11 protein-coding genes are annotated in these 13,906 nt (G+C 55.2%); 6 read left to right on the top strand and 5 right to left on the bottom strand.

Annotation, left to right across the window (positions count from 1 at the left end; translation table 11 throughout):
- Positions 1-7 precede the first annotated feature (7 nt).
- The 4 genes from argC to AC2FH2_RS01885 form a co-directional block, all read right to left on the bottom strand.
- Complete coding sequence (gene argC, locus AC2FH2_RS01900) at positions 8-1,036, bottom strand: N-acetyl-gamma-glutamyl-phosphate reductase (RefSeq protein WP_271946947.1); 1,029 nt, start codon at positions 1,034-1,036, stop codon at positions 8-10.
- A gap of 94 nt (positions 1,037-1,130) precedes the next feature.
- Entirely contained in the window at positions 1,131-1,940 is an 810-nt protein-coding gene (murI, locus tag AC2FH2_RS01895; RefSeq protein ID WP_271946944.1) for a glutamate racemase, read from the bottom strand.
- A gap of 8 nt (positions 1,941-1,948) precedes the next feature.
- Positions 1,949-2,827, bottom strand: coding sequence for a lysophospholipid acyltransferase family protein (locus tag AC2FH2_RS01890; protein ID WP_271946941.1), 879 nt, complete (start codon positions 2,825-2,827; stop codon positions 1,949-1,951).
- Positions 2,828-2,905: 78 nt separating this feature from the next.
- Complete coding sequence (locus AC2FH2_RS01885; protein WP_496822673.1) at positions 2,906-6,325, bottom strand: indolepyruvate ferredoxin oxidoreductase family protein; 3,420 nt, start codon at positions 6,323-6,325, stop codon at positions 2,906-2,908.
- A gap of 169 nt (positions 6,326-6,494) precedes the next feature.
- On the opposite strand from AC2FH2_RS01885, the gene AC2FH2_RS01880 reads away from it, so the two are divergent.
- The 6 genes from AC2FH2_RS01880 to grxD all read left to right on the top strand — a co-directional run bounded on the left by AC2FH2_RS01880 (position 6,495) and on the right by grxD (position 13,570).
- Entirely contained in the window at positions 6,495-7,400 is a 906-nt protein-coding gene (locus AC2FH2_RS01880; RefSeq protein ID WP_142633997.1) for a LysR family transcriptional regulator, read from the top strand.
- A gap of 277 nt (positions 7,401-7,677) precedes the next feature.
- Positions 7,678-9,927, top strand: coding sequence for a mechanosensitive ion channel family protein (locus AC2FH2_RS01875; protein ID WP_496712550.1), 2,250 nt, complete (start codon positions 7,678-7,680; stop codon positions 9,925-9,927).
- Between the two features lie 234 nt (positions 9,928-10,161).
- Positions 10,162-12,321 (top strand): phosphoribosylformylglycinamidine synthase subunit PurL, encoded by a 2,160-nt coding sequence (gene purL, locus AC2FH2_RS01870; RefSeq protein WP_496700435.1) that lies wholly within the window; start codon positions 10,162-10,164, stop codon positions 12,319-12,321.
- Between the two features lie 134 nt (positions 12,322-12,455).
- Positions 12,456-12,692: a BolA/IbaG family iron-sulfur metabolism protein gene (locus tag AC2FH2_RS01865; protein WP_142634001.1), complete on the top strand. Its 237-nt coding sequence runs from the start codon at positions 12,456-12,458 to the stop codon at positions 12,690-12,692.
- A gap of 238 nt (positions 12,693-12,930) precedes the next feature.
- A complete protein-coding gene (locus tag AC2FH2_RS01860) occupies positions 12,931-13,206 on the top strand; it encodes a hypothetical protein (protein ID WP_496822671.1) in 276 nt (91 codons plus the stop codon).
- Between the two features lies 1 nt (position 13,207).
- A complete protein-coding gene (grxD, locus tag AC2FH2_RS01855) occupies positions 13,208-13,570 on the top strand; it encodes a Grx4 family monothiol glutaredoxin (protein ID WP_281972151.1) in 363 nt (120 codons plus the stop codon).
- Here grxD and AC2FH2_RS01850 read toward each other — a convergent pair whose 3' ends face one another.
- Positions 13,571-13,888, bottom strand: a complete 318-nt coding sequence (locus AC2FH2_RS01850) for an MliC family protein (RefSeq protein WP_271946931.1) — start codon at positions 13,886-13,888, stop codon at positions 13,571-13,573.
- Between the last annotated feature and the right edge of the window lie 18 nt (positions 13,889-13,906).

Below are 13,906 nucleotides of genomic sequence, written 5' to 3'. Positions count from 1 at the left end.
TTGTTCCTCATGGGAAAAGTGGGGCCATCATCAGACCCGCAGTTTCAGCTTCACCTAACATCAGGTTAGCGTTCTGCAAGGCTTGGCCACTGCTACCTTTTGTCAGGTTATCCAGTGCTCCGATCACAATGGCGCGCCTCTCGATCCGGTCGCTGGCCACGCCGATATGGCAGAAATTTGAGCCGCGCACATGGTGGGTCGAGGGTGTTTCGCCAAATGGCAGCATCTGGATAAATGGTTCGCTTTCATAGGTTTTCACAAGCGCTTCATAAACGCTCGTGGGGTCACCTTTGACATATGTAGTCGCTAGGATACCCCGGTTTGCCGGAACTAGATGCGGAGTGAACTGAACTTGGACCGGGCGCCCTGCAAGGGCAGAAAATTCTTGATCGAATTCCCCCAAATGCCGATGAGTACCGCCAACAGCATATGCGTTATATCCTTCGCTAAGTTCGGCATGCAGCAGGTTTTCTTTCAGCGACCGCCCGGCACCAGACACCGCGCATTTGAGGTCCAGAATGATGTCATCCAGATCGATGACACCGGCCGAAATCAAGGGACGCAATACATATTGTCCGGTAGCGGCGTTGCAACCTGTTCCGGCAACCAAACGGGCCGTGCAAATTTGATCGCGATAAAACTCGGTCAGGCCGTAAACGGCCTCCTCCTGCTGCTCCAAAGCCGCATGAGGGTTGCCATACCATTTTTCATATTCCTCAGGGTCGCGTAGCCGGAAATCGGCGGACAGGTCGATGATTTTCAGGTCCTTCGGCAGATCGCGGATAACTTCCTGGCTGGTTTTATGTGGCAGCGCGCAAAAGCACAGGTCGATCCCTGAAAAGTCGATTTCTGAAATTTTGCAAAGAACCGGTAATTCCAGGTGCCGCAAATGTGGAAATACCTGCGCCATCGACTGTCCGGCTTTCCGTTCGGCAGAAAGTGCAGCGATTTCCATATTCGGATGCTCGGCGATCAACCGAACCAGTTCAGCGCCGGTATAACCCGAAGCGCCCAGAATTGCGATTTTGTGGGTCATCTTGGACCTCTTGAAACTCTATGCCACTGTTCATGCCCGCCACTGTGACGGTCATGGGATTACGGGTTCTTTCAGGCCGCGTCTTTGACCAAAGTCAGACAGCCTCGAAAGTTATTTGTCGTCGGAGGAACTGGGTGGCGCGATCACTGACAACACCTGGCTTACCAGTGGTCAGATAACCGCCCTTCGCCGCACCCTGCATGTTCGGATGCCGCTGCAAATAGTCTGCCAGACTTTCGGCAACCAGATCACCCTGGCTGAACACCTCAACGTCGGGTCCTAAGGCCTTCTGAAACGCCTCAGCCATCAAGGGATAGTGCGTACAGCCCAGAATTGCGGCCTGAGGCTCTGGCATCTTGCGTTTCAGGGCGTCCACATGGCTTCGAACCAGCGCTTCGGCCAGGATCATGTCGCCTTCCTCGATGGCATCAACGACCCCACCGCAGGCCTGCGCCTCAACATCTACGCCAATCGCACGAAAGGCCAACTCGCGTTGAAACGCGCGACTGGATACGGTGGCCGGGGTCGCAAACAAAGCGACGTGTTTGACCGCGACTTCACGCGGCGGGCTGTTGTCACCCCATTGCCGCTCAGTCAGCGCTTCGATCAATGGAACAAAAACGCCCAAGACGCGCTTGCCTTGAGGCACGCCCTCTTCCTGCATCCGCCGCAAAGCAGCAGCGCTGGCCGTATTGCAGGCCAGAATCACCAGATCACATCCCCGGTTCCAGAGGTCGTTCACCGCACCCCGGGTCAGCTCATAGATATTCTCTACATCACGCACCCCGTAAGGCGCATGTGCGCTGTCCGCGTAATACAGGAAATCAACGTCGGGAAGACGTTTCTGCGCGGCGTTCAGAACGGTCAGACCGCCCAAACCAGAATCAAAAATGCCTACTGCCATTTGCCCCTTTAGGCGCGATGCCGTTCCTCAAATTCATAGCCATAGTCATAAGACTTTAGTGGCTTTGGAGACAGCTCATACGTTGCTTTGCGCAAGAAATCCATCATCTTGCGCGTATCCTTGGCCAACGGGTCCAGAACGTCGCGGCCGATGGGCTCTCCGATCACCACCTGGACCGGGGTATCAACGCGTTTTTTGAATTCCTTGATTAGCAATCCCATGCGCAATGTATTGTGCAGATGGCTGGCGATCTGAAACAGGCGTGAGGTATGACCGTCAAAAAAGACCGGCACAACTGTCGCGTCTGATTTGGCAACCATCCGCGCTGTGAAGCCACGCCAGCCCGGGTCCATCGGGTACGAGAAAGGCTTTGCCCCTGTGCTGACGGTTCCGCCGGGAAATATGCCAATCGCACCGCCCTCGCCCAGATAGTTCAAAGCTTTCTTGCGGGTCTCGAGGTTCTGCTTCATCGCAGCTTTTGTATCGTCGAATGAAATCGGCAGAACGACCCGATTCAGATCCTCTGCCTTACGAAACACATGGTTGGCCAGAATGCGAAAATCCCCACGCGTACTGGACAACATGTGCCCCATCATCAACCCATCCAGAATTCCATATGGGTGATTGGCAATCAGAATCAGAGGGCCATCACGGGGAATATTAGACAATGACCCACCAACCACATCCAGAGACAAACCGTATCTCTCAACCATGACCGACCAGAAATCTCGCCCGTTGGCCACGTCTTTTTCGTACCCATCAGCACGCCTGATAAGGCGCAGGCGGCCTGTGGTGTTTTCCATAAGCTTGATGACCATCCGTCCGCTTTTGGTTTCGGCGGAATAGGCATAAGAAATGTCACGTGCAACATGGCGTCGCGAGGGCATGGAAATCTCCGGTTTTGTACCTGCATTTTAAATGCAAGTAACAATTTTGCCTAGCTGTCGTGACACGGTTGTGACGAATTACTCGGCGGCGGCCTGTAATTCAGGTCCTCCGTTCCGTATCGTGGTCAACAATTCCTCTCTGCGTTTGGCGGCGCTCGCCTCATTCGCCTTAAGGACGGGTCCAAAACCTTTGATATCCAAGGGCAACTTAGCGAGCGCAATTACGGCATCCTTTGTTTGGATGGAAATCAGCGGAGTGATCTCTTTGAGATCACGCTCATATTGCTTGATCAGCGCGCGCTCCATTCGACGTTCGACACTATAGCCAAAGATATCCAGCGGAGTACCTCGAAGAACTTTTAGCCGAGACATGAATTTCAGCGGCTTCAGCATCCATTCGCCGAAACTCCGTTTGCGGGGTCGGCCATCTGGTCCTTTGCCACCAAGCAGCGGCGGGGCAAGGTGGAAAGTCATTTTGAATTCGCCATCAAATTCGGCGGCGGCTTTCTCCCGACTGGACAGTAACAACCGGGCCACTTCGTATTCGTCCTTGTAAGACAACAGCTTATGATACCCTTTTGCGACTGCATCACGAATTTCTGCATCCTCAAACGAGTCAACGATTTTGCGGTAGCGTTTCGCCAAACGAGCGCTTTGATACTGGGTCAGATGATCGGTGCGGAACGCGATGACCTGCTCTGGTGATTTCGGGAGGTCGGAAAAACTTGGCCGTAGAATCTCATCGACTTTTTCCGGGTGTAAAACCGCCCAACGACCGATTTCAAAGGCTCTTTTGTTGCGCTCTACCGCCGTTCCGTTCAGATCAATGGCTGCAATCACCGCATCGAGGCTGACGGGTATCAGTCCGCGCTGCCATGCGGCCCCAAAAACCATCATGTTCGAATAGATTGAATCTCCCATCACTGCGCGCGCAAGCTCAGTGGCATCAAACAGGGAAACATCTTCTTTCAATCGTGCTTGCAGCGCCAGTTCCAGCCTCTCACCAGGAATCCTAAACTTAGTGTCGCGCGTGAAATCGCCGGTAACGGTTTCGTGGCTGTTGACCACCGCTCCGGTCTGACCCAAGCGTGTCAGGCCAAGTGTTTTGGCCCCGGCGGAAACAACCAAATCACCACCGATCAATGTGTCGGCTTCACCCGTTGCCACACGTATTGCACTGATATCATCTGGCCGGTTGGCTATACGGCAATGAATATGAACCGCACCGCCTTTCTGAGCCAAGCCTGCCATCTCCATCATTCCGGCGCCTTTGCCGTCAATCTGGGCCGCCTGTGCCAGAATCGCCCCGAGCGTGACAACTCCGGTCCCACCGATGCCGGTAATGACAACATTATGAGTGCCCATGATTTCAGGCAGCTCGGGCATCGGAAGATCGGGCAGATCAAGTTCGGTCGTCGCTTCTTTGCGAATCTTCGCGCCTTCCAGCGTTACAAAGGAGGGGCAGAACCCACTCAGACACGAAAAATCCTTGTTACAGCTCGATTGGTCAATCGCGCGCTTCCGGCCAAGTTCGGTTTCCTTGGGAACAATCGAAACACAGTTCGATTGGATGCCGCAGTCACCGCAGCCCTCACAGACATCCGTATTGATAAAGACCCTTTTGTCCGGGTCGGGAAAGGTTCCGCGTTTACGGCGACGGCGTTTCTCAGCGGCACAGGTCTGGACATAGACGATAACCGAGACGCCCTCATAGGTGCGGAATTTCTCTTGCACAGTCATCAGTTCGGCACGCTCAAAGCTCTCTACCCCTGCGGGTAAGGCTTTGAAGTTTACATCTTCTTTTTCGTCATAGACCAGCGCGACATGTGTGACGCCCATAGCCTTGACCTCGGCCGCGATCCTTTCGGCGGTCAGATCACCCTCATTGCCCTGCCCGCCCGTCATTGCGACTGCATCGTTGAACAGAATCTTGAAGGTGATGTTCGTACCCGCCGACAAAGCTGCCCGGATCGCCTGAACACCGGAATGGTTATAGGTGCCGTCTCCGAGGTTCTGGAACACATGATTGGTGGTCGAGAACGGCTCTTCCCCGATCCAGTTTGCCCCTTCGCCACCCATCTGAGTAAAGCCAAATGTGCTTCGATCCATCCACTGAACCATGTAATGGCATCCGATGCCTGCATAGGCCCGGCTTCCGTCTGGTACCTTGGTCGAACTGTTATGCGGGCATCCAGAACAGAAATACGGAAGGCGCGAGGCTATTTCCTCGGCATTGTCCGCCCGGCGCGCTTCGGTCAGCTTGGTCAAACCTGCGCGGACCCCGTCGGTATCGCGGCCTTCTTCAATCAGAATACCGCCCAGTTTTTCAGCGATCATGTTCGGATCAAGGGCACCGCGGGTGGGAAACAGCTCTTCCCGGTGCAGCGTCCCAGCACCGCCCTTGTACCAGCCATAGACTCGTCGACCACGGCGGTCGTCAAAGATCGCTTCTTTGACCTGAACCTCGATTAGCTTGCGTTTTTCTTCAACGATTACGATCAGGTCCAGACCCTCTGCCCAGTCGTGAAATCCGGCCATGTCCAGTGGGAACGTCTGTCCGACCTTATAGGTCGTGATGCCAAGGCGCTCGGCCTCGGCCTCATCAATATTCAACAAGGAAAGCGCGTGGGTAAGGTCCAGCCAGTTCTTGCCAGCGGCCACCAGACCTATCTTTGCGCCGGGTTTGCCCCAGACACGTTTGTCCATCCGGTTGGTCCGTGAAAACGTTTCAGCCGCAAAACGCTTGTAATCAATAATGCGCTCTTCCTGCAGATGAGGCGTATCGCCAAGCCGGATGTTCAGCCCTCCTTCGGGCATATCAAACTCGGGCACCACGACTTTCATGCGATCAGGGTTGCCATCAACGACCGAGGTCACCTCGATCGTGTCCTTCATGGTCTTGAGGCCGACCCAGACACCGGCGAACCGACTGAGCGCGAATCCGTAAACGCCGTAGTCGAGTATCTCCTGTACTCCGGCCGGGCTGACCACTGGCATGTACATATCAACCAGCGACCACTCGGACTGATGCAGCACGGTCGAGCTTTCGCCCGTGTGATCATCCCCCATGGCCATCAGAACGCCACCATGTGCCGCCGTCCCTGCCATATTGGCATGGCGCATCACGTCGCCTGACCGATCTACACCAGGTCCTTTTCCGTACCACAGACCAAAGACGCCATCGAACTTGCCGTCTCCCCTTAACCCGGCCTGCTGACTGCCCCAAAGCGCGGTTGCCGCAAGATCCTCGTTCAGACCGTATTGAAAAGTGACATCGCTTTCTGTCAGCTGTTTCTGCGCGCGCATCATCTGCTGGTCGACCGCTCCAAGAGGCGATCCGCGGTATCCCGTCACCAATCCCGCAGTGTTCAGACCCGATTTCGTGTCGCGCGCCTTTTGCATCAGCATAAGGCGCACAAGCGCCTGAGTGCCGTTCAATAGAACCGTGTTTTTGCTTAAGTCGAAACGGTCGTTCAAAGAAATTTGTGGCTTACTCATCAAACGCCTCCCCTCGTCAGATCAGTGTGCTTCATCTGCTTCCATATTAGGTCATAATAACTGACCTGCCTAGAGCTTATCCTCTGAAACGCAAGGATTTCGCCGTTTGAATGTGGAAGTTGTCACCTATTTCATATAGGCGTTCGGCAGGATAACGAAAGTTGCGGCGATGGATTGGGACAAGCTTAGGATATTTCACGCGGTTGCAGATGCGGGCAGCCTGACACATGCAGGCGATAAGCTGAACCTATCTCAATCGGCAGTCAGCAGACAAATTCGGGCATTGGAAGAGTCACTTGATTCGACGTTGTTCCATCGTCACGCCCGCGGTCTGATTCTGACCGAACAGGGTGAGCTGCTGTTCGACGCCACCTCGGCAATGTCCAAGCGACTGGACGCGGCAGCAGCGCGCATACGAGACAGCGAAGAAGAAGTCTTTGGTGTGCTGCGGGTCACAACCACATTTGGCTTTGGGACTCTATGGCTCGCTCCGAGGTTGCCAAAGCTGTATGAACAATACCCGGACCTAAATATCGACCTCATGCTTGAGGAACGCGTTCTTGACCTGCCAATGCGCGAGGCCGATGTCGCCATCCGTATGAAAGAGCCTAGCCAGGCTGATCTGGTGCGCAAGCGCCTGATGACAGTACAGATGCTGCTTTATGCTACCCCGGAATATCTAAAGGAAAGCGGTCAACCTGCCTCCCTCGAAGAAATCTCGAGCCATCGACTTATCTGTCAGACCCCCTCAGCCCCCCAAGTAGGGGCCAGTGCGGCAATGGTACGGCATCTGATGACCTATAACCCGGCGTCGTTGCTGACAGTGAACAACTATTTCGGTGTCTTGCAGGGCGTACTGCACAATCTGGGAATTGGCTTGCTGCCCGATTATGTCACGCATGATTTCCCGCATCTGCTGCCGGTACTTTCAGACATCGAAACGGCTGACGTTCCTGTTTATCTCGCCTACCCCGAAGAGTTACGCCATTCCAAACGCGTGGCAGCCTTCCGCGATTTTGTGCAGGACGAGATCATCGCGCAGCGTAAACACCTGAAGAAAATGGGGAAACTATAGCTATGCGTCAACGTCATAGCGGACATGACGGACTATCACACTGAAACGCCTTGATCGTTATCAAACTGATGCCTAAATGAGCACTCGAAGGCGGTGATGCTGTAACGCTCATCATCTTCATACCTCCCTGTTGGACTACGGCCGAGCTTAGTGCTCGGCCTTTTTTTTGGCCCTGACTTAATCGGTGACACCGAACAGCCGAAAATTGCTGGGAAATTTCCACCTCCGCGCCTATGATCCCGTAAAAGATCAAAAATTCGTGTTCGAGGGAAAATTCATGCACCATCCACTCCGCCTATTACTGGCGTTGATTTCCGCCATTCTTCTTGCGGTACCAGTACACGCACAAGACAGTGGGGCCGCGTCGTCTACGGTCACAATTCCAGAGGACCTGACGCCCGATCAGGTTGATGGCTTGGTGGCACGTATGTCCGACGATCAGGTTCGCGCCATTTTGCTGGAACGGCTCGATGCGGTTGCAGAAAAGCAGGCGGCAGCAAACGAAAACCATGAAGATCCGCTTACCGAAATCAGTGAAATCTGGGCCGAGATGGTTACCTCTTGGACGCAGGTTTTGACCACATTGCCAAATATCGTCGGCGCCCAGGTTGAGGCGTTCAGCAATTTCTCAGCGAAATTCGGATCTACCGGGGTGTTTGGCCTGTTTGGGTTGATCCTAGCAGTTCTGGTGGCCGGATACGCTGCTGAGAAATTGTTTGGGTTTCTCACCCGCAAATGGCACGAAGAGCCCGATGGGAATTCTGATGCCGATCTTTGGAGCGCGGTACGTTACTTGTTCCGCCGATTCTGCCGGGAAATCGCAGGACTTGTTGTGTTCTATGTTGTTATCCGGGCGATTGGACGGGGCTTGCTGACGACAGAACAGCTTACCTATGCCGCCCCATTCGTTTTCTACCTGATTTGGATTCCGCGTCTGGGCGCAGCCGCCTCACGCTTTGTGCTGGCGCCCAAAAAGCCACATTACCGGTTGGTCAACATAGACGATCATTGGGCCAAATATCTGCATCGCAACCTGATTGGCCTTCTTCTATTGATCGGCCTCACGCTCTTTATCGTACGGTTCAACTTGCTTAACGGTATCACCCCGGCCGATACGCGTATCGGTTTCTGGCTGAACGCTGGCATCCATATATACATTGGGATCATCGCTTGGACCGCGCGCGAAGGGTTGTCTCAGATGATGTTGGGCACGGATCCGGACCACACCAAATTCGATGAAAAGGTCGCTCATTACTATCCCTACTTCGCTATCGGCGTTTCGGTGGTGATATGGTTCCTGGTCGAATTCCTGATCGCACAGCGTGATCCCAGAACACTTGCCCTGCTTGGCAAAGGGCCACATTTCACGACGATGTTCTGGCTGCTGATCGCACCAGCGCTTGATACGCTGATCCGTGGCCTAGTGCGCCATCTTCAACCCCCAATGTTGGGCGACGGACCATTGGCCGAACGCGCCTATAAATCAGCCAAGCGCAGCTATATCCGGATTGGTCGCGTGCTGGCCGGCCTGTTTGTGGTCTTTATGATCGCGCGGGTCTGGCAGCTTGATCTTCGACATGTCGCCTCTGCCGGGATCGGAACCGACGTTGGCGGTACGGTAATCGAATTCCTGATGATCATCGCTGTCGGATACATCTTGAACGAGGTCGTCTCACTATGGATCAACCGTCGTCTTGCCAAGGAACAGACAACGGCAGAAGAGCTGGATGAAGAGGCCGGTGGCGAGGGTGGCGGCGCAGGCGGTTCACGTCTGGCGACGGTTCTTCCCTTGCTGCGGATCACGGCGCAAGTCACGATTGCGGTCATCTTCGGCCTGCTCGCATTGGGCGCGCTGGGCATCAACATCACCCCACTTCTGGCAGGTGCTGGTGTCCTTGGTCTTGCGATCGGTTTCGGCGCTCAGAAGCTGGTGGCAGATATCGTCGGCGGTGTCTTCTTCCTTATCGACGATGCGTTTCGCGTGGGTGAATATGTCGATGTCGGCGGCACCATGGGCACCGTCGAGAAAATCTCGATCCGTTCGATGCAGCTCCGCCATCACCGTGGGCCCGTTCACACGATCCCCTATGGCGAGATTCAAAAGCTGACCAATTTCAGCCGTGACTGGGTGATCATGAAGCTAAAGTTCACCGTGCCGTTTGACACTGATCCCAACAAGGTCAAGAAGATCTTCAAGAAGATCGGCGCCGAGATGATGGCGGACGAAACCCACAAAGAAGGCTTCTTGCAGCCCTTTAAATCGCAAGGTGTGTTCGACTTTGACGATGTTGGCATGATCATCCGCGGCAAGTTCATGGCCAAGCCGGGCAAGCAGTTCACGCTTCGCAAGGAAATCTTCAACCGGGTGAAGGCCGAGTTCAATGCCAATGGCATCGACTTTGCCCGCCGCGAAGTTCGCGTAGCAATTCCTGGTCTGGAAGAGGCCGAGAACCTTACCGAACAACAAAAAGCGGCTGTTGGGGCCGCTGCGGCGGACTCGATCAACAAGGGAGAAACCCCAGCTTAAAGACCAAATATAGATGCCACGCGGCTTTTGGGCCGTCTGGCAGGAAATACTATAGACGGAACCGGCCACTGGCGCGGTTCCGTTTCTTTTTCTGGGTACACAAAGCGCAGAAAAGCTCGAAATTGGCATATGCCGGTTACGTTATTCGACCCTGCGCTGACTTGGCCCTTCCCACAGACGCGCCCTTGCCCTACAAGGCCCGCAATCTCGGCCACCATGGATACAGGACAAACGATGCAAGAGCCCGCCATCACACCGGATCTGATTGCCGCGCACGGGTTGAAACCCGAAGAATACGAGATGATCCTGGAGATTATCGGGCGCGAGCCAACCTTTACCGAGTTGGGCATTTTCTCGGCCATGTGGAACGAGCATTGTTCCTACAAATCTTCTAAGAAATGGCTGCGCACCCTGCCCACCTCTGGACCCCAGGTGATCTGCGGACCGGGTGAAAATGCAGGTGTGGTCGATATCGGCGATGGTCAGGCCGTGGTCTTCAAGATGGAAAGCCACAACCATCCGTCTTACATCGAACCCTATCAAGGTGCGGCCACCGGTGTTGGAGGTATCCTGCGCGACGTTTTCACCATGGGTGCGCGCCCAATCGCCTCGATGAACGCGCTGTCTTTTGGTGAACCCGGCCACCACAAGACCCGTCAGCTGGTCAATGGCGTGGTCGAAGGTATCGGCGGCTATGGCAACTGTTTCGGCGTGCCTTGCGTTGGCGGCGAAGTGCGCTTTCACCCGGCCTATAATGGCAACTGCCTTGTGAATGCCTTCGCAGCCGGGCTGGCTGACAGTGACAAGATTTTCTACTCAGCCGCATCGGGCGTCGGCATGCCGGTTGTCTATCTTGGAGCCAAGACCGGACGCGACGGCGTGGGCGGAGCCACCATGGCCAGCGCCGAATTTGACGACACGATCGAGGAAAAGCGCCCCACCGTTCAGGTTGGCGACCCGTTCACCGAAAAACGCCTGATGGAAGCGACGCTGGAGCTGATGCAAACCGGCGCAGTGATCTCGATCCAAGATATGGGCGCGGCGGGCCTGACCTGTTCCGCAGTTGAGATGGGGGACAAAGGCGGTCTGGGCGTTCGGCTTGATCTGGAAAACGTCCCCCAGCGCGAAGAGAACATGACAGCCTATGAGATGATGCTGTCGGAATCCCAAGAACGCATGTTGATGGTTCTCAAACCCGAGCTTGAGGCCGAGGCTCGCGCCGTTTTCGATAAATGGGATCTGGATTTCGCCATCGTGGGTGAAACTGTCGCCGAAGATCGCTTTCTAATCATGCATAATGGTGAGGTCAAAGCCGATCTGGTTCTGTCCAAACTCTCCTCAACCGCGCCCGAATATGATCGCCCGTGGGAGCCTACACCGCAAGCAGAAGACCTAGCCGACGTGCCTCAGATCGACCCAATCGACGGACTGCGCGCCCTGCTCGCTTCGCCAAACTATGCGGGCAAGCAATGGGTTTACGAGCAGTATGACACCATGGTTATGGCTGATTCCGTGCGTACGCCTGGTCTGGGCGCCGGCATGGTTCGTGTACACGGCACCGACAAGGTTCTTGCTTTCACCAGTGACGTGACCCCACGCTATGTACGAGCCAACCCTGTAGAAGGCGGCAAGCAAGCTGTTGCCGAAGCCTACCGCAACCTGACCGCCGTCGGGGCATTGCCGCTGGCGACCACTGACAACCTGAATTTTGGCAACCCAGAAAAGCCCGAGATCATGGGCCAGTTCGTCGGCGCGATCCAAGGCATTGGTAAGGCCGTCGCAGCGTTGGATATGCCCATCGTGTCCGGCAACGTGTCGCTTTACAACGAAACCGACGGTCAAGCGATCCTGCCGACCCCGACAATCGGAGCGGTCGGCCTTCTGGCGCACACGGACGAGATCATAGGTAATGAGGTCCGCGACGGCCACGTGGCTCTGGTCATCGGCGATACGCAGGGGCATCTGGGCCAATCCGCCCTTCTGGCCGAAGTGTTCAACCGCGAAGATGGCGACGCGCCGCATGTCGATCTGGATGCCGAAAAGCGCAACGGAGAGTTCATCCGCGCAAACCGAGAGATGATCAAAGCCTGCACCGATCTTGGCGATGGTGGTCTGGCATTGGCGGCCTTCGAACTGGCCGAGGCAACCGGCGTCGGCATCACGCTTGACGACGCCTCGACCGAATTCCTGTTTGGCGAGGATCAGGCCCGTTATCTGGTCGCCTGCAACTTTGACCAGGCCGAAGCCCTGATGATTGCCGCAGGTCAGGCTGGCGTTCCACTGGTATCGGTCGGGCGGTTCACGGGCGACAGCGTCCGCATCGGCTCTTCTGAGGCCTTGCTTGATGAACTGACTGCCACTTTCCGCAACAGCTTCGCCGAAGCCGTCGCCTGATTTTGGGGCCTGCGCTTCTGAAAACCTGCACTTTGACAAGTGCAGGTTTTTGTCATTTCGGGGCGTTTATCTGACCCTTGCGCGCCCCGCCCCGGCGCACTACATCTTGGGAAAGACTTTCAGGAGAAACCTACATGCCGATGAGCGCCCACGAGATTGAGAACCTGCTGCGCGACGCGTTTCCCGATGCGGACATTCAGGTCGGCGGCAGCGACGGCGTACATATGTCGGCCATGGTTGTGGATGAGAGCTTTCGTGGCAAAAACCGGGTGCAACAGCAACGAGCAGTCTATGCAGCCCTCAAAGGTAAGATGGACGGCCCGGATGGCGACTTGCACGCGTTGGCGCTGACGACGAAAGTGCCTGAGTGAGCACGACTTTCTGGATTTACGGGATTTGCTCTTTGGTGACGCTGGTTGGGTGCATATTGGTTGTTCAATCAACTTCTTTACCCGGTACCAATAAGAAAGCTCGCGGAAGCGAACCCGGCCGAGGAGATCAACTAATAACTTATGGCGTGCATACGGGCGGCCCGGGCGGCGGATACACGGCTATGGCGAGGGTGACCCGATATCCGCAGCAATACGCAAAAGCCATGGCTCCAAAAAAATGAGTACATGGCTGGCTTGGATATCAGCAATCGCGGCTTTGATAGTTGCCGCCGCGCTGATCGAGGCCTATGTGAAGCGAAACAGAAAGCGTAAACTGGTCGACATGCGTCCAAACCCGAACAAAATCAGCAAGGTTGACGGCATCGAGAGATACGGGCTGAATCCGCTGGCCCTGGCGCAGGCCGAACACCGACGGCTGGAAAAGGAAGGATGGGTCGCCGCCCCATCACAGGATGAAACGACCGCCCCGGATGCGGATGACAAGGAAAAGTAACATGACCGACGTGAAAACCCAGATCGACGAGACCGTCAAAGCCAATGATGTGGTGCTATATATGAAAGGCACCAAGGAAATGCCGCAATGCGGATTCTCCTCGCGCGTGGCAGGCGTGTTGAACTACATGGGCGTAGAATTTGCTGACGTGAATGTACTGGCCGACGAAGGCTTGCGTCAGGGGATCAAGGACTATTCTGACTGGCCGACCGTTCCGCAACTCTATGTCAAAGGCGAGTTCGTAGGCGGATGCGACATCATCACCGAGATGACCCTGTCAGGTGAGCTGGACACCTTGTTTGATGACAACGGTGTCGGCTACAACAAGGAAGCCGCTGATAAAATCAGGGAAGCAAACGCCTGATCAGCGGCTGACGCAATTTCCCAATAAGACCTGCTCGCTGGCGGCATCTGCACCTGTCGCCAGAAAGCTCACCGTGGCGTCCCAGCCTTTGGAGCGCAGGATGTAAGTGCCAGTTGTTCCGTCGGATTCATAGCGAATACCAGAGCCGCTCTGAGCTTGGCGCAAAGTCACCAGCTTATTGTCGACCATCATGGCTGCCGCGCTGGATCCATCCTCGGCATTGAAATAGGCAACCTCAAGAGGCACGCCGTTATCACAAGTAAATGTGACGGGCAGAATATCGATCCCAGCCCAGGAAACCTGCGCTGACACAGACATGAAAGTTGCAATAGCAAT

The organism is Ruegeria sp. YTSA105 (assembly GCF_059610225.1).
This window is presented reverse-complemented; position numbering and strand designations above follow the sequence as displayed.